This is a genomic window from Brevibacterium sp. ACRRH, assembly GCF_022346365.1.
Taxonomy (GTDB): Bacteria; Actinomycetota; Actinomycetes; order Actinomycetales; family Brevibacteriaceae; genus Brevibacterium; species Brevibacterium paucivorans.
Genome location: NZ_JAKRMN010000006.1, coordinates 1 through 22,567 on the forward strand (window position 1 = coordinate 1; position 22,567 = coordinate 22,567).

Below are 22,567 nucleotides of genomic sequence, written 5' to 3' on the forward strand. Positions count from 1 at the left end.
CAGAAGCCTTCAACTGCTCAACAAGCTCAGCAGCAGACTCAGAATTCCCACGTGTATCAGTCACAGTCACTATGATGTCCTTTCATCACTAACCCTGTACACAAACCATTTGACACCCCCCCCGTTGTTGTCGGTAATAAACAGGGCTTTTTGTTCATCGGTCAACGTGGCAGTAAAGGGTTCTATGTGGTTCGACAGGATCGCTCTGGCAGTCCCGCGTACACGCTGATAAAACGCTTCCATCTCCAACACCGGCCCAGTCAGGCTCAACGTGGCTGTCCCGTTATCGTTGACCCAGTAGGACACTGACCGGTTACGCCTAGCCGTTTCACTACGGCTTTCTGGGGTAGTGAGCATGGCAAGCACTTCAGCCACGTGCCGTTTAAAGGTTTTCCATGACACGTCTACACGCTTACTGGTGAGCATTTCATCAAACACCGGGATACACACCCCAGCACGACCAACCCTGCCAACGGTGTACAACACCCTGTCGAACCCGATCACGCCCTGCTTCGCTAACGACCAGAGTTTGGGCATGAGCACCACAGCCGTCATGATCTTCCGCACCAGGGTCACCACCTGGGCACGCGTACAATCCAAAACCTTCGCCAACACCCCTTCAGTCGGGGCAGGCAACTCATCCGGTACACGTTCCACACTGCCCACTGTGGCCACTTCACCCGAAGGCAGGGCCACACACGCCACCACATCATCCACACCAACAGAAGTCTGAACACCAGAGCTTTGCCCTGCTTCCCCGCTAGTGACCAGTGGTCCAGTTCCGGGGTTGGAGGTAAACACTGCGTGTAGACCATGAGTGAAGTCATCCAACGGCGTCACGTGGGCGCTAATCAACGCAACGACTGCTTCTGCTTGTTTCACCCGGGCTTCATCCATGAGTCGTGTGGTGGTTTTGACTGTTTCGAATAGTTCAACAGCCGGCCCGTCGTACATGTCGTTGTGCTGGTCGTGGATTGTTGTGGTCACGCGGTTTCACCTCCTTCACATACCCCTATTCTATTTGTGTTCGAATGTAAGAGTCAAGGGTTTTGTTCGTTTTGTTTCGATTTATGTTCGAACGAGTGTTCAGTCAAAGAAGCCACACGCGTTCAGTTGGGTACCCAAAGGCATCCAGCTGAAGACACCACAAACGCTCAGTTATGGAAACGACAAGCACTCAGTTGTGGGGACGAACGGCGGTGAGCTGCGGAGATGGCAAACGCTCAGGTATGGGCACGGCGAACGCTCGACTGCGGGCGCGAAAAGCACTCAGTGAAACGCATTCAGCTGTTGAGATGCCAACGAAGCTCGTTGGGGACGTTAGCTCGAAGCTCGCTAGTGAGAGTCACGGCCCCGACTACTGCTTTAGGGGGAGTGAGGCAGGCTAGTTCGAACTTCTAGCCGTTCGCACCACACCAGAAGAAACCGCGCAAACCGAGCATGACGGCGCAAAGCGAACGAAACTGCGCAATATAACGCGCGTTTCGCTCGCTTTGCGCCTTCTGCTCATGAAAGATGAACCAAGAACGCAAGCCCCCGTCAACGAGCCCCTGTCAGTGAGCTCCCGTCAACGAGGCGCCCCGGCCGCGAGAAACCCCCAGCAACCCGGCCACCCAGCAACCCAGCACCCTGCAACCCACCCGCCGCACATAGCGTGACCTAACCCGTGTGGCTGAACAAGCACACATCTAACACCTTCTGACACTCCAGAAGTGAGAGCGTAAAAACAACGAACTCTTCACGAAGCGGAGTACAAACAAAAATGAAAACATCCAAGTGGGTTGCAATCGGCTGTCTGCTCGTATCCATCGCAGCCGGAATAATTGCATGCACGTTTCATCTAGCAGTCTGGACGGGACCGCAAGGCACCCCACTGCGTCTGCTTGACGACATCAACGCGCTTACGGTCCTGATCCTTATCGCCCTCTTTGTTCTCCCTGCTATCGGGACCCTCGTAGCGCTCACCTATAAAAAGCCCCTTATTCCAGCCATTCTCGCTGCAGCAAGCACTCTGCTCTTGCTAGTAGTCACACTTACTTTGGCAGAGGTGGTGACCAACGGAATCTTGATGTGGGACGGCCAAACACCCGACGGCACACCAATCGGTGGCATGGAAACAACACGGCCAGCTACAGGGTACTTCGCGCTGGTGTGCGCGAGTATCCTCCAGCTGGCCGCGACTGTGTTCTTCTTAGTGCAGGTCAGGGTTGAGAGAAACTCCCGAGGTGCGAGGAAGGGCCTCGACGACACCGGACTCGGAGTTTCGGCGCAGTAGCATATCGCTCTGTCCAGACAGCTCCGACGCCTTGACGACGGTTCCGTCCTCCAGAGTGACGCGGGTACCAGCAGTCACGTACAAGCCGGCTTCGACAACACAGTTGTCGCCAAGCGAGATCCCAATACCTGCGTTAGCACCCAAAAGACACTTGGTACCAATTGTGATCTTGGACTTTCCGCCACCGGACAGGGTTCCCATGATGGAAGCCCCACCACCGATATCAGACCCATCGCCCACGACGACGCCCTGCGAAATGCGTCCCTCAACCATCGCAGCACCCAGAGTGCCCGCGTTGAAGTTGATGAAACCTTCGTGCATGACAGTCGTTCCGGGGGAGAGGTACGCGCCCATACGCACACGGTCGGCGTCGGCGATGCGCACACCAGACGGCACCACAAAGTCGGTCATACGAGGGAACTTGTCGATCCCATACACCGCAACCGGTCCAGTTGCCTGCAAACGCACCCGCGTAGCCTCGAAATTCTCAGGCGAGCAGGCACCTCGGGACGTCCACACAACGTTCTCCAACTGCCCGAAAATGCCATCCACATTCACCGCATTAGGGCGAACCAGCCGGTGCGACAGCGCGTGCAGACGCAAGTACGCGTCCTCGGCGCCTTGCGGAGCCTCATCCACCGCAACGGTGAGGGTCACGATCTCGGAAGACACACCTCGGACGGGGTCCGTTCCAGTCAAAGGACTCAAGTCCAAATCTTGAACGGCAACCTCCGCGGCGCTCTGGGCTTTTTCTTCCGTGTCTTCAAGCACGGGAGCCGGGTACCACACAGCAAGCGTCGTGTCCTGATACTTGGTCGCCACACCTGTGGCAGAAATATACGAACTCATAACACCAACCTTAACGGTCACGCGAAAGTCAGGCAGGTAGGCTTAACAAACATGACTGATGTTTCACGGCTCATCCCACACCTGGCAGACCCAGTAGCCCTGACGCGCGAACTCATTGACATCGAATCCGTGTCGGGCAACGAAAAACCAATCGCCGATTCTGTTTACGCGGCTGTCGAACGCATCAGCGACACAGGTGTTGAACTAGAGCTCCTGCGCGACGGAGATACGATCGTCGCTCGCACACACCAGAACCTGGGGCAGCGGATCGTCATCGCCGGACACCTGGACACCGTACCCATTGAAAACAACGTGCCGTCCACCCAAAGTGACGACATCATCTACGGTCGCGGGGCCTGCGACATGAAGTCAGGCGTCGCTATGCAACTGTGCGTGGCCGCCGCTCTCCGCCAGCCCGCGTACGACATCACCTGGGTGTTTTATGACCACGAAGAAGTCGACGCCTCACTCAACGGGCTGGGGCGGGTCGCGCGCAATCACCCAGACTGGGTCCACGGCGACTTCGCCATCCTGGGCGAACCGTCAAACGCCGGAATCGAAGGCGGCTGCAACGGTACCATCCGTGTGGAAGTGCGCTCCACAGGTGTGCGCGCCCACTCAGCGCGCGCGTTCGTGGGAGTCAACGCGATCCACGGGATCGCCCCAGCGCTGGCTCAACTCGCCGACTTCGAAGCGCCCACCATCACCGTGGACGGGCTGGACTACCGCGAGTCCCTCTCGGCTGTGGGCATCACCGGTGGTGTCGCGACCAACGTCATTCCCGAGGAATGTGTTCTCACCGTCAACTACCGCTTCGCACCGTCGAAAACTGTGGACGACGCGGAACAGTTCCTGCGTCACTTCTTCGACGGTTACGACGTCACCGTCACAGACGTGTCGCCGGGCGCACGCCCCGGTCTGAACCAGGACATGGCCGCTGAGTTCGTGAAGACCGTCGGGCAAGAGCCCAAACCCAAACTGGGCTGGACCGATGTTGCGCGCTTTTCGGAACTGGGCATTCCAGCCGTGAACTACGGCCCCGGCGACCCGCTGTACGCTCACCGTGCCGACGAACAGGTGCCGGTTTCCGATATCATCACGGCTGTTGAGAAACTCCACGCATTTCTTGAGGCTGACTCGTGACCGACCAGAATGTTTACCGCAAAGGGCCCATGTACTTCAAAGGGCGCCACGTCCCAACCACCACAACAGATCAGCGACTCCTGGCTCCGCAATCCGAGGTGTCATGGCTCCACGAAGACCCATGGCGCGTGCTCCGCATCCAAGCGGAGTTCGTCGAAGGTTTTAGCTCATTAGCCGAGCTGGGTCCGGCTATCTCGCTGTTTGGGTCCGCCCGCCTGCGTGAGGGCACGCCGGAGTATCAGTGCGCACGCGACGTGGCCGCCGGAATTGCGGAGGCCGGGTACGCGGTCATCACGGGTGGCGGCCCCGGACTCATGGAGGCCGGTAACCGTGGGGCGACCGAGGTGGGAGGCACCTCGGTGGGGCTGGGTATTGAGTTGCCGTTCGAGCAGGGCATGAACCAGTACGTGGAAATCGGCATGAACTTCCGGTATTTCTTTGTCCGCAAGACCGTGTTCTTGAAGTACTCGCACGGCTTTGTGGTACTTCCCGGTGGGTTCGGAACGCTCGATGAGCTGTTTGAAGCCCTCACCATGGTGCAGACCAAGAAAATGTTGGCCTTCCCGATCGTGCTCGTGGGCAAGTCGTACTGGTCGGGGCTCATCGAGTGGATCCGTGAACAGCTGCTGGCGAACCAAACGATTTCCGCCAACGACCTCGATTACGTGACGGTGGTGGACACTGCTGAAGAAGCCGTCGCCGCGGTGACGAGCGGGATTGGCCCGCACTCAAAGGTGAACTAATCATGTGGATACTTCTGGGAATCATCGCCGCGCTTGCCGTGCTAGCCGTAGCTGTCGCAGGTTCAACGGGACTGTTCGACTCACCCATGACCCAGAACACCGACCAGCTGTCGGAGCTTGATGAAACGGATGACAACCCCCGTTTCGCCCCCGCGATGTTCGGGTACAGCCGTAACGACGTCGACGCCTATGTCACGCGGCTGCAGGACCGTATTCGTGACCTCGAAGGGGAGTCCGGGGCAGCCGGCGAGCCCAGCACCTCGGGTGAGCCAGAGGAGTCGAAGAAAGGTTCCGCCGAGGTGTCAACGAGTTCTCGCGCAACGTCCGCCAGCGTGAAGAAAGCGGCCCGTGACAAGTGACACGTGACGCTGTGGCCACCCGCCTGATGCGAACCCCCGTGTGGGTTCAGGCGCTTGTCGTCTATGCCTTGTCGAGGCTGCTCACGCTCACGATTGTGGCCAGCGCGGCACAACACCAAGGCGAAACTCCGTGGAATGGCCCCGACGGGCCCAGCGTCATCGAGTACCTCAACTTCTGGGACGCTGGCTGGTACGAACGGATATGGAAAGACGGGTACCCGACCCCACTCCCGCTTAGAGAAGACGGCTCCGTGGCACAAAACGCATGGGCGTTCTATCCGCTGTACCCCTGGCTGGTAGGCGCCTTGAGCTCTATAACCGGACTGGAGTTTAAGACTCTGGCGGTCATCACCTCGGTGGTGTGCGCGGGGGCCGCATCCGTGGTCATTCTGTACCTGTTCCGGAAGTTCGCTGACCCTGCTCAAGCGCTCACTGGGCTCGCATTCTTCCTGGCGTTCCCCGCGACCGCAACTCTCATGGCAGGCTATGCGGAAGCCATGGCGATTCTCTTCCTTGCCACGGCCCTGTGGCTCATCGCCCAGCGGCGTTATCTGCTGGCCATTCCTGCGGTTGTGCTCATGGACGTGACACGGCCCATCGGTGTGGGTTTTTCCTTCTTTATGCTTATCCACCTGCTGTGGCGCTGGCTGGGCTCGGAACCGTACCCAAAACGTGAAGTCGTCACGTCGTGGACCCTGGGTGTGCTCGGCTGCGTAGCCGCCCTGCTACACCCTGCGTTCGCGTGGTGGAAAACTGGCCAGTTTGACGCGTACACATCGACGGAATCCGCCTGGACCGGTCACTCTGACCTGTTCGTGCAGTGGATTGATCGGGCGGACCGCATGGCCGGGCCCCTGGGCATCGTCCTGTTCCTAGCGCTGCTTGCCGTGGCCGGAGTGATCCTGTTTACCTCACCCGGAAAAGCGATGGGGCACGAGAACCGCCAGTTCGTCCTGGGCTACTCCGTGTACCTCTTGCTGTTTTTCACACCTCAGACGTCGACGTTTAGGCTTCTGCTTCCGCTGTTCCCACTGGCTCTCGTGATTGCGCGGCCATCGTCGTGGACTCTGCGGTGGGTCGTTGTAGTGGCGTCGGCGCTCTTGCAAATCTGGTGGGTGACCGCGCTGTGGAGCTTAGGTGGCTCGTTCAATTCGCCGCCGTAAAAGCGCGTTCGTGACATCGTGTATGCACAAGCATGCCCGATGGTGGATAATTAAAAGCACAACACGTGATTGAAAGGATTCTTCATGGCAGCTCAGAAGCCACGCACCGGTGACGGCCCCCTCGAAGTGACGAAAGAAGGCCGTGGCCTGGTTCTCCGTCTCCCCATTGAAGGTGGCGGACGTCTGGTCATTGAGGTCAGTCAGGAAGAAGCACAGGATCTGGCTCAAACCTTGAATGAAGCTCTCGGGCAGTAACCGTCAGGCTTGTACGGGCAGAATTTCCCGCGGTTCTCCGCGGGATTTTTTGTGCCCGCTCAGTCCGCACGGATGAGCGCCAACAATCCTGCGTCCACAGGTAACAGGACACGTTCGGTGTCGGGCACCTCGGACACGTACGTGAGCATCCTGCGGGTCGCCGAGGTCGTCGCTGAGCGGTCTGCAGGGTTGGCTACCGCGCCGGCGGCCATCGCGTTGTTGACCACGATCACCCCACCTGCGCGGAGTTTGCTTAGCGCCATAGGAAAGATCTCGAGGTGGTTTACCGGGTCGGTGTCCAAGAACACCAAGTCATAGGACTTTTCAGCCAAGCGGGAGAGCACGTTCTGCGACTGTCCCGTGATCATTCGGGCGCGGTGCCGGGAAATCCCGGCCACGTCGAAAAGTTCAGGAACAACTGCTTGCCGTTGCGGGTCGGTGTCGATCGTGGTGAGGACTCCGCCGGGCGGCATCGCGGAAAGAATAGTGACCGCTGAAACTCCCGTTCCCGTTCCCACATCAATGGCCGAGGCGGGCCTGGCTAGCCGTGTGAGCATCGACAGAACGTGAGTGGACGTGGCTCCCAGCGGAGCACAGTGAAACTCGGAAGCGAGCGAGCGTGCCGCGTCGATTACTGCGTCACTTTGGTGAAAACGATCCGCAAACTGTGCAGCGGCTGGCAGATTGCGCACGCATCCCTCCTGTTCTTTTCCGGATAAGTCTAACGGTAGATAGAATGGACGGCATGTTTGGCATCAACGGAACAGAGATGATCATCTTGATCATCCTGGCCCTTGTGGTTGTAGGGCCGTCGCGGATGCCAGAGTACGCAAAAAAGCTCGGCGAATTCGCCAAGACGTTCCGTCGCAAAGCCATGGATGCGCGCCGTGCGGTTCGCGAAGACTTCGGCGACGAATTCGACGTGGACTGGCAGAAGCTCGACCCGCGTCAGTATGACCCCCGGCGAATTGTCCGTGAAGCGTTGGCTGAAGAAGATGGGCAACCGACTCAAAAGGAAACGCCCACCCAGACCGCAGTGGGTATCAGCCCAGTCGAGCGTTACATGGAACAAGCCAAGAAACGCGACCGCACCAAACCGGCCCCCTTCGACACTGAAGCCACTTAAGACGGGGTGACACCCAAGGAACGGCCGGAAAGACCTCGGGAGCGGTGGGACAGCTCATGTGCCATCTGGCTGAACACTTTCGACGCGGCCGATTCCGGGTGCGCAATGACTGCGGGCGTTCCGTCGTCGCCACCTTCGCGTACCGGAGGGTCCAGCGGCACCTGACCCAGAACGCGCACCGGGTAGTCCAATGTGTCCGTGAGGTTTTGTGCGACGTCCTCGCCGCCTCCTGAACCAAAGACGTCGAAGGCTGAACCGTCGGGCATGGTCATGTATGACATGTTTTCAATCACGCCAGCTACTTTTTGAGACGTCTGCACGGCGATCGAACCGGCGCGCTGCGCCACCTGCGCTGCAGCATGCTGAGGCGTGGTGACCACGAGGAGTTCGGACTGGGGGAGGAGCTGGGCCACCGAGATCGCAATGTCCCCAGTGCCGGGTGGCAGGTCAAGGAACAGGACGTCCAGGTCACCCCAGTGGACATCGGTGAGGAACTGTTCCAGCGCGCGGTGTAGCATGGGTCCACGCCACACGATCGCCTGATTACCGCCAATGAACATGCCAATACTCATGACCTTTACCCCGTGTGCAACGCGGGGCAGAATCATGTCGTCAACGCGGGTGGGTTGCCCGGTGATCCCAAACATGCCAGGAATCGAAAAGCCGTAAATGTCAGCGTCGATCACACCGACTTTGAGGCCCTGTTTCGCCATGGATGCGGCCAAGTTAGCAGTCACGGACGATTTGCCCACGCCACCTTTCCCAGACGCAACGGCGTAAATGCGCGTCAGACTGTCCTTAAACGGGTTGGAACGCTTGAGCTTGTTGCGAAGTTCGGCACGCTGTTCGGGGGTCATCGTACCCAAGTGGACCGTCACCTCGGCGACCCCTTCGACTGCCAAAACCGCTTCTTCAGTATCACGGGTAATCGTGTCTTTAAGCGGGCATCCGGCAATCGTGAGAAGAACGGTCACCTCAACGTGACCGGCGTCGACAGTGATATCGTCCACCATCCCCAGCGTGACGATATCGACGCGCAGTTCGGGATCTATGACGGTACTCAGGGCCTTCATCACCGCATCGCGGTCAACCACATCAATCTCCTCATAGGTCTTTTCAACTGTATCGCCTGGCTACGGGTGATTTAATCTGCTCAGCAGAACCACCATAATGGGGGTATGAGCATGCAACGTAACGCGATGCCCACGGGCGAAGTACTAGGTACCTATCGTAGCCGCGAAGAAACCCAGGCCACGATCTCGTATCTTGCTGAAAACGGCTTTAACGTGCGTGCGCTGTCGATCGTGGGATCAGATGTCCGGATCGTCGAAACCGTTATGGGAATCACCTCATGGGCACAAGCCGCCGGACGTGGTGCGATCACCGGTGCGTGGCTAGGTCTGCTTTTCGGCTTGCTCATGTCGTTCTTTTCAGGTGAAGACTCGCTCAGCTCTGGTGCCCTGTTGCCCGGTGTCATTATCGGTATTGGACTGGGAATGCTGTGGGGAATCGTGAGTCGCGCAATCATGGGGCGCAAGAACAAGGTCATCGCCCGCCCACAAGTCGTGGCAAACGAATTTCAACTGCTCTGCGACCCCATGAAAGCAAACGAAGCACGGGCGCTCTTAAGCAAACGCTAGTCTGGCCGACTCCCACGCGGACACCGTGTCAGGCGCGAACTGACGCACCGCGGGGATAGCCATTGGACCCCACTCTTCTTGCGCATCCGCACTCAACACCGCGTCAATACACGCCAACGCCATCGCATCGGCCGCAGCGGCACCCAACCATGTCAAAGCAGGTGACGTGTAGTCGTTGAGTGCCGAAGCGTCCGCGTTAGCTGCAGGCACGGAAGCGGCGAAAATAGTGTCACCATCAAACAACGTGTGCGACGGGTAGATCGCACGTGACAGCCCCGCATGCGCACTGGCGGCGACACGTGTGACTTGCGCATCCGTCAAAGGCGCGTCCGTGACCAGACACGCAATCGTGGTGTTGGTGTCTGAAACGTTGAGTGCCTGTGCGCGCTCGATCTGCTCACCAAGCGCCTCCGCTGGGACGGGTGGAACCTCAATGCCATAACCCGCCAAAACCCCAGCGACGTAGAGCTGGCCACGGGAGTCAAAAATCGACCCCATGGGGTTGGCTGTCACAACGGCTGTCACCCGCCACCCCTCAGAGGTGGACACGGACGCAACGCCGGTGCCGCCTCGGGCGAATCCCCGGCCGGTCCACGCACCCACACCGGCACCTACCGAACCGCGGCACGCCCCGTCACTGCCGTGCGCCGCCTGCGTGGCTGCCGCGCCAGTGTCCGCGTCAGGGGCCTGGGAAGCACCTCGGCCGAGGTCGAAAACAGCGGCCGCAGGAACGATAGGCACGCGGATCCCGGGGAGGGGCTCACAGCCAATGGAGGAGGTGGCAAGTGTGTCTTGGACACCTCGGGCCGCGCTGAGCCCCAACGCAGAACCGCCGGTGAGAACCACAGCGTCAGCCCCATAGCCCAAGGTGCCGGGCGCCAAAATGTTCGTTTCGTGCGTGGCCGGGCCACCACCTCGGGAATCAACACCCACCGTGGACCCGGGTGGCAACAGCAACACCGAGGTTCCTGACAGACCACCAGGAACCTCCGCGCACCCCATCCGCACGCCAGCGGGCAGGGTGAGCGAAAAGTCAGCCGCGAGCCCCACGGATCCACTCCTCGATTTCAGCGCGCGTACGTGGGAAGTTCGCTGAGAGGTTCTCGACACCGACTTCTGTCACCAGAATGTCGTCCTCAATGCGCACACCAATTCCGCGGAACTCTTCAGGGACCAACAAATCTTCATTCTTGAAGTACAAACCGGGTTCAATCGTAAACACCATGCCCGGTTCCAGGTGCGCGTCAGTGTACATTTCCGCGCGCGCCTGGGCGCAGTCGTGCACGTCGAGACCCAAGTGGTGGCTAGTCCCGTGAACCATCCAACGGCGGTGCTGCTGACCCTCCGGGCTCAACGCCTCCTCAGCCGAAACCGGCAACAGGCCGAACTCTTCGAGCTTGTGGGCAATGACGTACATGGCAGCGTCGTGGACCTCAGAGAACTTCACCGGGTGCTGGGCGTGCTCGCCAGCTTTAGCGAACGCAGCCTCACACGCTTCAAGGACAGCGTCATAAATCTTGGCCTGAACCTCGGTGAACGTTCCATTAGCTGGCAACGTGCGAGTGATGTCAGCTGTGTACAGCGTGTCCACTTCAGCGCCCGCGTCCACGAGCACCAGGTCGCCGTCACGCACCTGGCCGGTGTTCTTGATCCAGTGAAGCGTACACGCGTGGTTGCCGGACGCAGCGATCGTGTCGTAGCCGACCCCGTTGCCGTCGGTGCGGGCAGCCAGCTCGAACGCCGTTTCGATCACACGTTCACCGCGCTCATGTTCGATAGCCCGGGGGAGGGACTTCACGACATGGTCGAAACCGTCGCGGGTCACGTCGACAGCGTGGCGAATCTGGCCGATCTCGAATTCGTCCTTGATGAGGCGCATTTCCGAAAGCGTCTGAGCCAGCTCGTCGTCACCGGCCGCGGACACGTCAGAGTCGGCGCCAACTTGTGCCCTGGCCTGGTCGATCTGCGCATCGACTGTCGTGTCCGCGCCACGGACCACACGCACCGAGATCGCGCCCAAGTCCTTGGTGAACGCATCGGATGCAACTGCGATGTTGTCACACGCAATACCGGTTTTAGTTGCCATGGTTTCAAGGTCCTCGCGTGGACCCACCCAGAACTCGCCGTAACGGGAATCTGCGAAGAACTCCTCCGTGTCTGCGCCAGCGCGGGGACGGAAGTAGAACGTAACGTCGTGACCGGTCTCCGTAGGTTCAAAAACCAGAACAGAGTCGGGTTCGGAATCCATTTCCAGACCGGTCATGTGGACGAACGCGGAGTGCGCGCGGAATTGGTAGTCAGTGTCGTTGGAACGAACCTTCAAACCACCTGCTGGAATTACCAGGCGCTCGCCTGGGAAAGCCTGCGACAGGGCCTCACGCCGTTCACGTGCGAACGGGGCAACCTCCATGGGCTGTGCCGGCATGGGCGTGCGGTCCCATCCGCTTGCAACAAAATCGCGGAACGCCTTGGTCGCTGGCCTACGCGAACGGTTATTGACGCGGTCTGCCAATGGTTGGTCGTTAGATGCGGTCGAAGAAGCGGTATCTTTTGTCATACAGCCAGTCTATGCACTAAGTCCACGCCGTTGGTCTCACATGGGCACTAGACTTTGAGCATGATCGATCTGCACACTCACTCCGCTTTTTCCGACGGCACGCAGACACCCCAGGAGTTGCTTGCCCACGCATCTGCGAGTGGTGTGACGACGATAGGACTCACCGACCACGACACGGTCGCCGGATGGGACGAAGCGACGGACGCCGCGCGGACGAATGGCGTTCACTTGGTGCGTGGCATGGAAGTGTCGTGTCGCTACGAAGGTGTGAGCGTACACATGCTCAGCTACCTGCACAATCCCCAGGGCGCTCGCCTGACAGCTGAGACGGAAAAGATTCGCGCGGCCCGAGTCACCCGGACACGCAAGATCGTTGACCTGTTGAGTGCCGATTTCCCTATCACCTGGGAGCACGTGTCCCAACATGTGGGGGAGGGTGCGACTGTTGGTCGTCCACATATCGCTGACGCCCTGGTCCATCAGGGGATTGCTGGGGATCGTTCTGAAGCCTTCGCCACGCTCCTGCACCGCGACAGCCCCTACTACGTGTCCATGCCGGTGATTTCACCTATTGACGCCATCGACATGATCCATGAAGCCGGAGGTGTTGCAGTATTTGCGCACCCGGCAGCCAGTGCGCGAGGCAAAGTCGTTCCTGACTCAGGTATGCGCGCCATCATCGAAGCGGGGCTCGACGGCCTAGAAATCGACCACCGTGACAACCCTCTAGCTGAGCGCGAAAAGTTGCGTCAACGTGCGCAAGACCATGGGCTGATTGTTACCGGCTCTAGCGACTACCACGGAGCAGGAAAACCAAACAAGCTGGCCGAAAACACCACCAGTCCACACATGCTCGAGCGCATCGTAGAACGCGCGTACGGAGTAGATCTGGTGGTGTAAAGGCGGCGCTTGTGCGCTTAGTCGTCCGCTTTGGTCGCCTGGGCGTGGTCAGTCTGGGTGCGCTGGGTGGGCTTGCCACCTCGGGTCCGGCGCCGAGGTCGTTTCTGGGCGCGCGGTTTCCGCTTGGGAGCGCTGCCCCGCCCCGGACGGTCCTTAGCAGGCGATTGAGAGTTGGAACCCTTTTCGTCCGCGTCCTTGGCGCGTGGCATGCGACCCTTTGTGCCCTTGGCAATGTTGAGGTCGCTGAACAGGTGAGGTGACGTCGAATACGTTTCCACCGGGTCGTCGAAGTCAAGGCCCAGCGTGCGGTTGATGAGCTTCCACTTTGCGACGTCTTCCCAGTCGATGAGGGTGACGGCAATACCGGTGTTACCAGCGCGCCCCGTACGTCCGATCCGGTGAACGTACGTCTTGTCATCTTCTGGGCACTGGTAGTTGATAACGTGCGTGACGTCGTCGATGTCGATTCCGCGCGCAGCGACGTCGGTTGCGACGAGCACGTCGGTGGTGCCGTCACGGAACCGTTTGAGCGCCTTTTCGCGCAGGTGCTGGTTGAGGTCTCCGTGCAGCGCCTGTGCCTGGAAACCGCGGTCCTTGAGTTCGTCGGCCAGGCGGTCGGCGGTGCGCTTGGTGCGGGCGAAGATAATGGTGCGTCCGCGTCCGTCGGCCCGCAAGATACGTCCTACCAGCTCGGTCTTGTCCATGGAGTGGGCGCGGTAGACGTGCTGTTTGGTATTGACCGAGGTCGTTGAAGTGTCGGACGCCTGCGTGGCACGGATGTGGGTGGGTTGCGACATGTAACGACGTGCAAGTGCAATCACCTGACCGGGCATGGTCGCTGAAAACAGTATGGTCTGACGTCGAGCGGGGAGGGCAGCCACGATCTTTTCGACATCGGGGAGGAAGCCCAGGTCCAGCATCTCGTCGGCCTCGTCAAAGACCGCGGTAGAAATCTGCGAAAAGTTGAGTACTCGACGCCCATACAGATCCAGGAGACGTCCGGGAGTACCTACAGCGACATCGGCACCTTCTTTGAGAGCACGAATCTGCGGTTCAAAATCCTTACCACCGTAAATGGTGACAATCGATGGCGAGAAGGTCCGCGAAGCAACGCGCAGGTCATCAGCAACCTGGTGTGCCAGCTCACGGGTAGGGACAACGACCAGGGCCCGCGGCGCACGACCCTGTTCACGGGACTGGTCGCTCAAAACGCGCTGCAAAAGCGGAATACCAAAGCCCAGCGTCTTTCCAGTTCCGGTTTTCGCCTGACCAATAATGTCAGCGCCAGTCAGCGCCACGGGAAGGGTCAAGGCTTGGATGGGGAACGGGTGCGTAATGCCGGCGTTCGTCAGCGATTCGACGATAGGCGACTCAACACCCAGGTCAGCAAAGGTTTCTTGTGTCACAAAAGTCCTCATTGTCATGTGTGCCAGGGGATTTACTGTGCGGTTAGGCTAGGGGCATGCACAACGACGCCCCGACCGCGATCCTGGCCACTCTGGCTCTATATGAACTGTCCGTCTTCCAAAGCACCGCAACGGATGCGCAGTTCGCTCCTCACGTGCGAGACACAGTCGAGCTTTCTCGCGTGAGCGGTTACGCGCTCAACCACTTCGAAGCGCTCGTGGAACGCATCGGACAGGTAGGTGGCGATGCTCTGGCACTCATGGAAGAGAGGGCGCCGTCTTTAACTGCATTCAACGAACGCACGCAACCAAAGGATTGGCACGAGAGTCTCATGAAGTCCTACGTCCACGACGGACTGTTGAGGGACTATGCGAAAAGCTCTCATCTGGCACTCGATGCGGACAGTAAAAACGTCATCACCGCCGTTTTAGATGATACACGTCGCGAAGAACTGTTGCGCGAACGCCTGGGGGAGCTCATCAGCGATCAGGAGATTTTGGGTTCGCGCCTAGCCCTGTGGGGTCGCAAATTGGTGGTTGAGACGGGTAAGCGCCTCACGGACATCGTAGAACTCACAACTGACCGTCAACACCTGGATGCGAAGGCCTGGCAGAGTGCCCTCACGGGGCACTCACGCCGCATGAGCGCAATCGGTTTGGTGGCGTGACCTGACTGGGTGCCTGAACCGGTGGTTGACGTTGTGGCCAGTTCTTGCCAGTGAGTTTGAGCCTGTGCCTTCTAGTTGTCTAGCGCGGTCTAGCCGATTCCGAATCCCACACGGTGAGCCGTTTCTGAACCGGCTTCGATGTACGCAAGGGCCTGAGCGGGAACCAGGACGGTGCGGTTCTTCGAGTCCTTGAGCGTAAGCACAGTCCCCTGCGCAATAGCCTCGTTCACCTGCGCGGTGATGTCTTCGACGCTGGAGTCAACATCGACAGTGAGTTCACGGTTGGACTGGCGAATTCCGATCTTAATTTCCATGTGAGTTAGTGTAACCGGAATGGATTTAGGATGAGCGCTCGCCTGGGGCCGGCTCAGGTGTCAGCGCAAACTGTGCTTTTTCGACACCCGTCAAACCTTCGAAAGCCATTTTGGCGGTGAGGCGAGCGACTTCTTCGATGTCTACGTCGTCATAGTCGATGCACACCTGAGAGGCTTGTTCGGCCATGCCTGCAATCGCGCGACCCATGACATACGCCTGGATTTCGCCTAAATTGTTTCGCTCTTGAATAGAATCCGCGATGATCTCAACGTAGGTGTCCACAGCGCGGCTCCAGCGAGTCCGCGCATCGCTGAGTTCACTGCTGTTGCGCGACATGATGATGAAGGCATCACGGTTTTCTTTGACGAACTCAAAGTAGCCGTAAAACGTCTGGTGAACGCGGTCTTCACGGCTATCCACCGTCTCCAACGTTGTGGTGAGGCGGTGAGCCAGCTCTTCGATCGACTTGTCCATGATCGTGGTGAACAGGTCGTGCTTGGACTCGAAGTGCTGGTAAAGAATGGGCTTCGACACTCCCGCCTCGAGTGCGATGTTGTCCATCGACGTCGCGTGATAGCCCTGACGAGCGAAAACCTCAGTCGCAACACTTAGGACTTGGTTTCGGCGTTGCGCGCGGGGCATGCGTTTTTGGGAGGTCATACGCGCAAGTTTAGTTGACGCATGTGCCAACTGTGTCAGTGCCTCGTGTTGGAATGGTTACATGAAGGAATTTTTGAGCCTACGCACTGCGACTGACGCTGTCGTCGAGGGTCTGAGCCGTGGAGATTCCATAGGAGTTGTGGGAGTTCCAGGGTCAGGTAAAAGCACCGTGGTGAAGGACAGTTTCGCGCGTTTGGCAGAAAGTAGGAACGCCGACTCCGTGCTTGTGCTCACTCCCAACCGTGAACACGCAGACGGTTTGCGAGATGAGCTGAAGTCTCCTGTCCGCTCATCCGCAACTGCACGTTCGGTTCACTCGTATGCTTTTGGAATCGTCGCTGCGCACACGGCTACAACCACGGGAGTCCCGGCGTTGTTCATTTCAGGTGCAGATCAGGATGTGCGTTTAACTGAGCAGCTCCAAGGGTACTTTGACGGAACAGTCGCAGAGCCTACGTGGACCACGTCGATGACCACTGAACTCGCACACACCGATGTGTTTCGAACCCAGTTGCGTGACTCGATTTCGGAGATCATGGGCCACGACTTCTCCTATGACCACATCATTGAGCTCGCCCGCACTCACAACCGGCCCGAATGGGAAGTGCTCTCCTTTATAGGGCGCGAGTACGAAGAGCTTCTCACCTTTTGGGGAGACGGTGCGGTAGACACCTCGGCGGTGTTTACCAAGGCAAAGCACATTGTCGAAGAATCGAGCGTCGTCCCGGGAAGTACGTGGGATTTTGCGCCAGAGATACTTCCGGCATGGATCTTGTGCGACAGTGTCCAGGACTTTCCGGACTCAGCCTTAGGATTCCTGCGCGCCTTGTACCAACGCGGCGTGTGTTTCGCACTCACCTGTTCACCGGATTCGGCCACCCAGAGTTTCCGTGGTGCCAGCGGCGACGTTTTTGCAGGGCGTCATCAGCTCGGAGTCCACACGGACATAGTTTTAGACCCACGCGACTCCAACATTCGCGGAGCAGGGGCCATTACCCGCACGGTTGATTCGCTCATGCGTAGCTCAGCCGATCCCGTCCATGCGCTGGGATACATGGCACCTCAGGGAAGCGCGGATGGATCGTCCCAGGTGTTTACGTGTGAGTGTTCGTCGGGGTCGAACGCCGCGCGAAAGATCGCCGCGATGATTTACGACCGTCACCAAGACGGTGTGCCGTTTGCCGACATTGCGGTTGTGACGCGTCGCGCCTCCTCGGCTGCGCAGCTGAGCGAAGAATTGGCCGCATCTGGAATTCCTGTGCGGACACCCGCCCGTGCTTTGGGCAGCGATCCGGCCACGCTACCGCTTCTTCAAGTCTTAAGCTTGAGCCCTGATTCTGCAGACTGGCCCCAGGTCGCAACTGCCTGTGTGACTGGTGCATATGGGGGACTAGACGCACTCACCCTTCGCTCGTTGCAGCGTGAACTCGCCCAGCTTTCCGGCTTGGAAGGTCCGCTCGAGACTCTCATGGAGTGGGCACTGGAAACAACACAAGAACTCCCAGCTCCGGTTGAACGCGCCAAGCGCATGGTGGAAGCGGCAAAGAAATCAGCAGACGAACTAGCGCAGTACGCCGTGTGGGAAGTGTGGAATGCAGCAGGGGTTGCCCATGAGTGGCAGGAAAAAGCTCTACACAACCCCTCCGGCCATCATTCTGCCTACCTCGATTCCGTGATCCGGTTGCTAGCGTTAGCTGACAAGCTCAACGAAGGCGCAACGGGGCAGGTGAAAGGGCGTGACTTTGCAATGAAAGTCATGTCGCAGAAATTTGCGCAAGACTCCTTGGCGCACACGGCGCTCAACGACATCGTCACGGTCACGACACCCGCAGGCGTTGCCCACACCAGTTTCGACACGGTGATCGTGACTGACGTACAAGAAGGCGTGTGGCCAAATCCCAATGTTCGCGGAACTATCTTCAAGACCCCACAGTTGATACGGGCACTCAAAGACCCTGCGTCGCAGGAAGAACTGTCTGCGGACAACTTTTCACAACACGACTTCCTCGTCAGGCGTCGCGAAACCATTCGCGACGAAGGCAAGCTGTTTATCGCTGCTCTCAGCCGTGCGCGCACTCAAGCTGTGGTGGTTGCGATCAACGGGCATGGTGAGCTCCCCAGTCCTCTCTTTACAGCTATTCAAGGCATGGAGTGGACGTCCCAATATTGGGCAGAGAAACCAGATGTATTGCCCAGCACGTTGAGCGAAATCGCAGGTTACGCCCGCTTGCAGGTGAACCAGGCGCTTGAAGAGGGCGACGAAGACGCCGCACGACCATGGGCGCAGTTACTTCAAGCCCTGCACGGCTGCGGGGTGGGGGCAGCAGACCCCAACACGTGGTGGCTCAGCCCCAGTTCTGAGCTTCCGGCGCTTCCAGCTCACGAGCCGGTGCGCATTTCTCCGTCACAAGTAGAAACGTACGCCCAGTGTCCGCTCAAGTGGTTCTTTAACCAGAACTCGTCGCAGACCATCGACACGTACCCGCAGGCGTTCGGTAATCTCATCCACGAAATCGCACAGACGTACCCACACGGGGGACTTGCCGACATGCTGAATCTCTTCGATGAGAAGTTTCAGGAGTTCAGCTTCGATTCCGAATGGGAACGCCAACGCGAATATGCCGATGGATGCGCCACGGTTGAGAACCTGAACGAGTACCTCAAGAAACGTGAGGATAAAGGGTTTGTGGCGGCCGAGGTCGTTGTCAGGTCTGACCTCGATGTGCCGTTAGGGTCGGCGCGGGTGAGCGGGCGGATTGACCGTTTGGAAAAAACCCCGGACGGGGCCGCGTACATCGTCGACTTTAAAACTGGTAAGACAGTTCCTTCTAAAAACAGTGTTCAAGAGAATCCACAACTTGCAACGTACCAAGTTGCGATCGAATCAGGCTCAGCTACTTTCATCGATGACGGCAAGCCCATTCGAGGCATTACCCAAAGCGCAGGCGGTGAACTGGTCTACCCGCGCAAATCGGCAGGCAAAGGCAAAACTCCTTCGAATGTGCGTGAACAGAAGTCCATACGGGGTACCGACGTGTATGACACAACCGTCGAAACGATTGAGAACTTGGTTCGTTCAGCACGCACACACACGTTTGCCGCAACACCGTCGGATGAAGCGTGTCGCACATGTGCGTTTACTCAGTCCTGCCCAGCATTTGCACTGGGCGAAAGTGAGGAATCATGAAATACACTGCCGCGGATCTTGCACAGATTCTGGATTTACCCAGCCCTACCGAAGAACAACGCAGAATCATTGAGTCTGACCTCACGCCGGGAATTACCATCGCGGGGGCCGGGTCAGGCAAAACCACGGTGGTGTCTCAACGCGTGCTCTACCTGGTTGCAAATGGACTCGTGGAACCCCAACAAATTATTGGGCTCACGTTTACGAATAAAGCAGCCGGTGAGATGAGCGAAAAAATTTCGTCTCACTTCGCCAAGTTCCGCTCCAAGAACACAAACACTGCGCCAAGCACCGAGATGCCTACCATTCAGACGTACAACTCTTTTGCATCTGGTTTGACAAGTGAGTACGGAGCCACGATTGGGGTCGAACCGGATACCCAAGTCCTTGACGATGCCAGTGCTATTGAACTAGCAGATCAGGTCGTTGCAACCGCTCACCCAGACTTCATTCCGCCTGGAAAATCGCGGTCGAGCCTGGTCAAGGAACTCATCCACCTTTCCGGCCAAGCCAATGAGCATTTGTGCTCGCCTGAAGACATCATCACGTATCTGAACCGGTGTCTCTACGCATTCCTTAATAGTGAGTTTATTGACGACTGCATAGCGACAATAAAGAACAAGCGAAGCATCGGTGCACAAGAGAAAGAAGACTACAGCAGTTTCTTACGGGAACTAACAGCCTCCTACCTTGACGCGCCTGGCCAGCTCTGGCCAGAAGATGTCACAGAACAAGTTTTCACTCTCCTTGAGACCCTCGGGATCTGTCCTGCAATTGCTGATGTGCGGAACAAGAAACGACTCGCGCACCTTCTGGGCGCGTTCGCTGCGCTAAAGAAAGAGAAGCGCGCAATGCAATTCTCTGATCAAGTGTCGTTTGCATATCAAGCAATGAAGGCTGACCCAAACATCGTTCACAGCGAACGTGCTAAATGGAAAGTGGTGTTTCTTGATGAGTACCAGGACACCTCCGACAGCCAGGTCAAAATGTTGAAGACCCTGTTCGCTGGCCTTCCCATTACCGCTGTGGGCGACCCGCGCCAGTCAATCTATGCATGGCGTGGAGCATCCGAACTGAATATCGAAGGGTTCCCGCGCGACTTCGCGAGCCCTGGGCACGATACTGCGTCATACACAATGACCACCAGCTTTAGAAACTCGCAGCGAGTTCTCTCCGTTGCCAACGCGGTCGCAGGGCGGCTTCCAGAAGACTCAGAAGACACACGTCTTAAACCCATCACAGTAAACAACGAAGTCACGTCACCTCTGGGGAACATTGAAGTGAGCGTGACACAAGGGAAAGCTCACCCCACGTATGTGAGCGACCAACTGGAAAACCTGGTCGAATGGATGCGCGATCGCGAGGGTCACCGTGCCGTTCTGGTCCGCAAACGCATGCACTTTGCCCCGGTGGCTCAGGCCCTGACCGCTGCAGGATTCGATGTGCAGGTTGTGGGCGACGGTGGTGGAATGGACGATCCGTTTGTCGCCGATATCGTTGCTATCCTCAACGTCGCTTCTGATCCTCACGCTGTGGAACACCTGATGCGTCTTCTAACGGGACGAGTCTGCACATTAGGCGCCCACGACCTCCGGACATTCAACTCACTTGTAAAGAACGCAAACGCTGAAGCCCCGGCGACTCCACTGACAGCGATCGAATGCGTCGACAGCTTTGCTAACCGTGAGTATGCGGAACTATCAGAGGCAGCCAATGTGAGGTTGCGTAGCTTGGCACACAAGCTCCGCGATGTACGCAAGAACCATGGGGGAGTCATCCACATGATTCGCACGATCATCCGAGTTTTCGACATGTCCTATGAGCTAGCGTCACTGCCAACGGAACGAGCTGATTCGCACCGAGCAAACATCGATACATTCGTCTCGGCGGTATCCAGCTACGTCGCACGCAATCCCATGGCTAGCATGACTGCAGTCCTGGCTTGGCTTGAACTGGCGAACGAACACGACGCCATATCGTCGCCACCCGAGTCACTGGATCCATCAGCCGTGACCATCATGACGGTGCATGCCTCAAAAGGTTTGGAGTTCGACGCGGTGGCACTTCCGTTCCTCACAACGGGAGACCTGCCTACTAAGCCTCGGAGCTACAGGGCATGGCTTGCCCTGGGTGAACTTCCATATCCATTGCGTGGTGATGCCACGAAACTTCCACGCCTGGATTTAGCGCAGAGGGCACACACTTCAGTGTCGGATATGAAGAACCTGTTCGACGAAACTGAAGCAGACAAAGAAGACATTGAAGATTTTGTCGACGCTTCGAACGTCGGACACTCCGAGCTACCGCTGAGAGACCAGATTGCGCTTTATCACCGGCGGCAAGAAAGGCGTTTGGCATACGTAGCAGTTACACGCGCAAAACAACAACTGTGGTTGGGCGCGAGCTACTGGGGACACCGGAAGTCGGCTAATCAGCTTTCGCCCTTCTTGACTGAAGCGATTACTGTGCTCAACCAAGCAGGAGCAAGAATCGAGATCCCTGAATGCGATGCGGAAGCTCCGGAGAACACTCCAGTTGAAGTGCAATGGCCGGCCGTGATCTCTGAAACGGAGCACAAGAAGCAGAGTCGCACACGTGATTTTGTTCGCCAGCAGGTGCCACTGGACCTCAGCGCCACGCCGGACTCCGGCGATGAGGGTTTCCACCGGGTTGTCGCCCGTGTTCAGAAGATCATGAGCGACGCAAGACCACAACCACCTCGGACTCCACAGCGCATGTCCACCACCGACGTAGTAAAGTACCGTGCTGACGCAGACGCGTATATGCGTGAAATCCAGCGTCCAATGCCTCAAGAGCCCAGTGAATACGCGGCGCTGGGAACCGCTTTTCACGCATGGGTCGAACAGCACTATGGGCAGTCGGCCCTGACCGACATTCACGAAGCCCACATGCGGAAAGCTCTTCCACAGCGTGTGCGGAAACGATTCGACTCACTCGTTTCCACATTTGAAGGGTCGAACTATGCCAACCGGGTGCCGCACGCAGTTGAGTTGCCGTTTGAGCTGGAGCTGGGCGGGCGCAAGGTGCCCGGCAAGATCGACGCTGTCTTTAAGGACGGCGATCGCGTCACGGTCGTCGACTGGAAAACGGGCAAGAAACCTTCAGAAGAGATTCTTGACACCATGGCCACGCAGCTCGCGATCTACGTTCAAGCGGTACAGAAGTTACCGGAATACGCAGGTTGCGAGGTGGGTGCAGAGTTTTACTTTGTAGGAAGCGACGAGACATTCGCGCCAGATACTCTACCCAGTCTCGACATCGAGGGAATTCTCGACCAAGCACCGTAAACGCTGAAGGGTC

General features: G+C 58.1%; 21 protein-coding genes. 12 read left to right on the forward strand and 9 right to left on the reverse strand.

Annotated elements, in window-relative coordinates:
- Window positions 1-69: 69 nt before the first annotated feature.
- Complete coding sequence (locus MHX53_RS07210; RefSeq protein ID WP_239271782.1) at window positions 70-987, reverse strand: hypothetical protein; 918 nt, start codon at window positions 985-987, stop codon at window positions 70-72.
- Window positions 988-1,762: 775 nt separating this feature from the next.
- On the opposite strand from MHX53_RS07210, the gene MHX53_RS07215 reads away from it, so the two are divergent.
- A complete protein-coding gene (locus tag MHX53_RS07215) occupies window positions 1,763-2,275 on the forward strand; it encodes a hypothetical protein (protein ID WP_239271784.1) in 513 nt (170 codons plus the stop codon).
- Here the strand turns inward: MHX53_RS07215 and dapD are convergent.
- Entirely contained in the window at window positions 2,192-3,124 is a 933-nt protein-coding gene (dapD, locus tag MHX53_RS07220; RefSeq protein ID WP_239271786.1) for a 2,3,4,5-tetrahydropyridine-2,6-dicarboxylate N-succinyltransferase, read from the reverse strand. The two genes, MHX53_RS07215 and dapD, sit on opposite strands and share 84 nt — an antisense overlap.
- A gap of 51 nt (window positions 3,125-3,175) precedes the next feature.
- Here dapD and dapE point away from each other — a divergent pair, with 51 nt between their 5' ends.
- From dapE to MHX53_RS07245, 5 genes are all read left to right on the forward strand, one after another.
- A complete protein-coding gene (gene dapE, locus MHX53_RS07225) occupies window positions 3,176-4,267 on the forward strand; it encodes a succinyl-diaminopimelate desuccinylase (protein ID WP_239271788.1) in 1,092 nt (363 codons plus the stop codon).
- On the forward strand, window positions 4,264-5,010 hold the full coding sequence (locus tag MHX53_RS07230; protein WP_239271790.1) for a TIGR00730 family Rossman fold protein: 747 nt from the start codon (window positions 4,264-4,266) through the stop codon (window positions 5,008-5,010). Before dapE ends, MHX53_RS07230 begins: the two co-directional genes overlap by 4 nt.
- 2 nt (window positions 5,011-5,012) lie before the next feature.
- A complete protein-coding gene (locus MHX53_RS07235; protein WP_239271792.1) occupies window positions 5,013-5,369 on the forward strand; it encodes a hypothetical protein in 357 nt (118 codons plus the stop codon).
- The gene (locus MHX53_RS07240) at window positions 5,366-6,532 is read left to right on the forward strand and encodes a hypothetical protein (protein WP_239271794.1); all 1,167 of its coding nucleotides are present in this window, start codon (window positions 5,366-5,368) and stop codon (window positions 6,530-6,532) included. The genes MHX53_RS07235 and MHX53_RS07240 overlap by 4 nt, the downstream gene beginning before the upstream one ends.
- Window positions 6,533-6,616: 84 nt before the next feature.
- Window positions 6,617-6,787 carry a DUF3117 domain-containing protein gene (locus tag MHX53_RS07245; RefSeq protein WP_239271796.1) on the forward strand — a complete coding sequence of 57 codons (171 nt, stop codon included), beginning with the start codon at window positions 6,617-6,619 and terminating at the stop codon, window positions 6,785-6,787.
- 59 nt (window positions 6,788-6,846) lie between these two features.
- On the opposite strand, the gene MHX53_RS07250 is transcribed toward MHX53_RS07245, so the two are convergent.
- A complete protein-coding gene (locus MHX53_RS07250; RefSeq protein ID WP_239271798.1) occupies window positions 6,847-7,479 on the reverse strand; it encodes a class I SAM-dependent methyltransferase in 633 nt (210 codons plus the stop codon).
- A 53-nt stretch (window positions 7,480-7,532) separates the two neighbouring features.
- Between MHX53_RS07250 and MHX53_RS07255 the strand changes: the two genes are divergently transcribed.
- A complete protein-coding gene (locus MHX53_RS07255) occupies window positions 7,533-7,913 on the forward strand; it encodes a twin-arginine translocase TatA/TatE family subunit (RefSeq protein WP_239271800.1) in 381 nt (126 codons plus the stop codon).
- On the opposite strand, the gene MHX53_RS07260 is transcribed toward MHX53_RS07255, so the two are convergent.
- Entirely contained in the window at window positions 7,910-8,986 is a 1,077-nt protein-coding gene (locus MHX53_RS07260; protein WP_239272067.1) for an Mrp/NBP35 family ATP-binding protein, read from the reverse strand. The two genes, MHX53_RS07255 and MHX53_RS07260, sit on opposite strands and share 4 nt — an antisense overlap.
- Before the next feature lie 105 nt (window positions 8,987-9,091).
- On the opposite strand from MHX53_RS07260, the gene MHX53_RS07265 reads away from it, so the two are divergent.
- The gene (locus MHX53_RS07265; RefSeq protein WP_239271802.1) at window positions 9,092-9,553 is read left to right on the forward strand and encodes a general stress protein; all 462 of its coding nucleotides are present in this window, start codon (window positions 9,092-9,094) and stop codon (window positions 9,551-9,553) included.
- On the opposite strand, the gene MHX53_RS07270 is transcribed toward MHX53_RS07265, so the two are convergent.
- Entirely contained in the window at window positions 9,539-10,603 is a 1,065-nt protein-coding gene (locus MHX53_RS07270; protein ID WP_239271804.1) for a P1 family peptidase, read from the reverse strand. The two genes, MHX53_RS07265 and MHX53_RS07270, sit on opposite strands and share 15 nt — an antisense overlap.
- The gene (locus MHX53_RS07275) at window positions 10,587-12,110 is read right to left on the reverse strand and encodes an aminopeptidase P family protein (RefSeq protein ID WP_102237721.1); all 1,524 of its coding nucleotides are present in this window, start codon (window positions 12,108-12,110) and stop codon (window positions 10,587-10,589) included. The genes MHX53_RS07270 and MHX53_RS07275 overlap by 17 nt, the downstream gene beginning before the upstream one ends.
- Window positions 12,111-12,170: 60 nt before the next feature.
- Here MHX53_RS07275 and MHX53_RS07280 point away from each other — a divergent pair, with 60 nt between their 5' ends.
- The gene (locus MHX53_RS07280) at window positions 12,171-13,010 is read left to right on the forward strand and encodes a PHP domain-containing protein (protein ID WP_239271806.1); all 840 of its coding nucleotides are present in this window, start codon (window positions 12,171-12,173) and stop codon (window positions 13,008-13,010) included.
- 17 nt (window positions 13,011-13,027) lie between these two features.
- Here MHX53_RS07280 and MHX53_RS07285 read toward each other — a convergent pair whose 3' ends face one another.
- A complete protein-coding gene (locus tag MHX53_RS07285; RefSeq protein WP_293847816.1) occupies window positions 13,028-14,428 on the reverse strand; it encodes a DEAD/DEAH box helicase in 1,401 nt (466 codons plus the stop codon).
- Window positions 14,429-14,472: 44 nt separating this feature from the next.
- On the opposite strand from MHX53_RS07285, the gene MHX53_RS07290 reads away from it, so the two are divergent.
- Window positions 14,473-15,084 carry a ferritin-like fold-containing protein gene (locus MHX53_RS07290; protein ID WP_239271810.1) on the forward strand — a complete coding sequence of 204 codons (612 nt, stop codon included), beginning with the start codon at window positions 14,473-14,475 and terminating at the stop codon, window positions 15,082-15,084.
- A gap of 89 nt (window positions 15,085-15,173) precedes the next feature.
- Here MHX53_RS07290 and MHX53_RS07295 read toward each other — a convergent pair whose 3' ends face one another.
- On the reverse strand, window positions 15,174-15,398 hold the full coding sequence (locus MHX53_RS07295; RefSeq protein WP_239271850.1) for a DUF3107 domain-containing protein: 225 nt from the start codon (window positions 15,396-15,398) through the stop codon (window positions 15,174-15,176).
- A gap of 25 nt (window positions 15,399-15,423) precedes the next feature.
- Window positions 15,424-16,059, reverse strand: coding sequence for a TetR/AcrR family transcriptional regulator (locus MHX53_RS07300; protein WP_239271851.1), 636 nt, complete (start codon window positions 16,057-16,059; stop codon window positions 15,424-15,426).
- Between the two features lie 61 nt (window positions 16,060-16,120).
- Between MHX53_RS07300 and MHX53_RS07305 the strand changes: the two genes are divergently transcribed.
- Window positions 16,121-19,246: a UrvD/REP family ATP-dependent DNA helicase gene (locus MHX53_RS07305; RefSeq protein WP_239271852.1), complete on the forward strand. Its 3,126-nt coding sequence runs from the start codon at window positions 16,121-16,123 to the stop codon at window positions 19,244-19,246.
- Window positions 19,243-22,554, forward strand: a complete 3,312-nt coding sequence (locus tag MHX53_RS07310; RefSeq protein WP_239271853.1) for an ATP-dependent DNA helicase — start codon at window positions 19,243-19,245, stop codon at window positions 22,552-22,554. Before MHX53_RS07305 ends, MHX53_RS07310 begins: the two co-directional genes overlap by 4 nt.
- Window positions 22,555-22,567 lie beyond the last annotated feature (13 nt).

Excerpts from the sequence above, each read along its gene's own strand:
- MHX53_RS07215 (WP_239271784.1), top strand. The coding sequence starts at position 1,763 with ATGAAAACATCCAAGTGGGTTGCAATCGGCTGTCTGCTCGTATCCATC.
- dapD (WP_239271786.1), bottom strand. The coding sequence starts at position 3,124 with ATGAGTTCGTATATTTCTGCCACAGGTGTGGCGACCAAGTATCAGGAC.
- dapE (WP_239271788.1), top strand. The coding sequence starts at position 3,176 with ATGACTGATGTTTCACGGCTCATCCCACACCTGGCAGACCCAGTAGCC.
- MHX53_RS07235 (WP_239271792.1), top strand. The coding sequence starts at position 5,013 with ATGTGGATACTTCTGGGAATCATCGCCGCGCTTGCCGTGCTAGCCGTA.
- MHX53_RS07245 (WP_239271796.1), top strand. The coding sequence starts at position 6,617 with ATGGCAGCTCAGAAGCCACGCACCGGTGACGGCCCCCTCGAAGTGACG.
- MHX53_RS07255 (WP_239271800.1), top strand. The coding sequence starts at position 7,533 with ATGTTTGGCATCAACGGAACAGAGATGATCATCTTGATCATCCTGGCC.
- MHX53_RS07260 (WP_239272067.1), bottom strand. The coding sequence starts at position 8,986 with ATGAAGGCCCTGAGTACCGTCATAGATCCCGAACTGCGCGTCGATATC.
- MHX53_RS07265 (WP_239271802.1), top strand. The coding sequence starts at position 9,092 with ATGAGCATGCAACGTAACGCGATGCCCACGGGCGAAGTACTAGGTACC.
- MHX53_RS07275 (WP_102237721.1), bottom strand. The coding sequence starts at position 12,110 with ATGACAAAAGATACCGCTTCTTCGACCGCATCTAACGACCAACCATTG.
- MHX53_RS07280 (WP_239271806.1), top strand. The coding sequence starts at position 12,171 with ATGATCGATCTGCACACTCACTCCGCTTTTTCCGACGGCACGCAGACA.
- MHX53_RS07285 (WP_293847816.1), bottom strand. The coding sequence starts at position 14,428 with ATGAGGACTTTTGTGACACAAGAAACCTTTGCTGACCTGGGTGTTGAG.
- MHX53_RS07290 (WP_239271810.1), top strand. The coding sequence starts at position 14,473 with ATGCACAACGACGCCCCGACCGCGATCCTGGCCACTCTGGCTCTATAT.
- MHX53_RS07295 (WP_239271850.1), bottom strand. The coding sequence starts at position 15,398 with ATGGAAATTAAGATCGGAATTCGCCAGTCCAACCGTGAACTCACTGTC.
- MHX53_RS07300 (WP_239271851.1), bottom strand. The coding sequence starts at position 16,059 with ATGACCTCCCAAAAACGCATGCCCCGCGCGCAACGCCGAAACCAAGTC.
- MHX53_RS07305 (WP_239271852.1), top strand. The coding sequence starts at position 16,121 with ATGAAGGAATTTTTGAGCCTACGCACTGCGACTGACGCTGTCGTCGAG.
- MHX53_RS07310 (WP_239271853.1), top strand. The coding sequence starts at position 19,243 with ATGAAATACACTGCCGCGGATCTTGCACAGATTCTGGATTTACCCAGC.